General features: G+C 54.5%; 1 rRNA gene. It reads left to right on the top strand.

From position 1 onward, the window contains the following. Positions 1-639 (top strand): 23S ribosomal RNA (locus C9J40_RS21855); the annotation flags it as partial.

The following is a 639-nucleotide window of genomic DNA, read 5'->3' on the forward strand; positions in this document are numbered from 1 at the left end:
TTACGGACAGTGCCTGGTGGGTAGTTTGACTGGGGCGGTCTCCTCCCAAAGAGTAACGGAGGAGCACGAAGGTGGGCTAATCACGGTCGGACATCGTGAGGTTAGTGCAATGGCATAAGCCCGCTTGACTGCGAGAATGACAATTCGAGCAGGTGCGAAAGCAGGTCATAGTGATCCGGTGGTTCTGAATGGAAGGGCCATCGCTCAACGGATAAAAGGTACTCCGGGGATAACAGGCTGATACCGCCCAAGAGTTCATATCGACGGCGGTGTTTGGCACCTCGATGTCGGCTCATCACATCCTGGGGCTGAAGTCGGTCCCAAGGGTATGGCTGTTCGCCATTTAAAGTGGTACGCGAGCTGGGTTTAGAACGTCGTGAGACAGTTCGGTCCCTATCTGCCGTGGGCGTTGGATGATTGAGAGGGGCTGCTCCTAGTACGAGAGGACCGGAGTGGACGAACCGCTGGTGTTCGGGTTGTGTCGCCAGACGCATTGCCCGGTAGCTAAGTTCGGAATCGATAACCGCTGAAAGCATCTAAGCGGGAAGCGAGCCTCAAGATGAGTCATCCCTAGACCTTTAAGGTCTCTAAAGGGTTGTTGAAGACTACAACGTTGATAGGTCGGGTGTGTAAGTGCTG

The organism is Photobacterium sp. GB-72 (assembly GCF_003026095.1).
Classification (GTDB): domain Bacteria; phylum Pseudomonadota; class Gammaproteobacteria; order Enterobacterales; family Vibrionaceae; genus Photobacterium.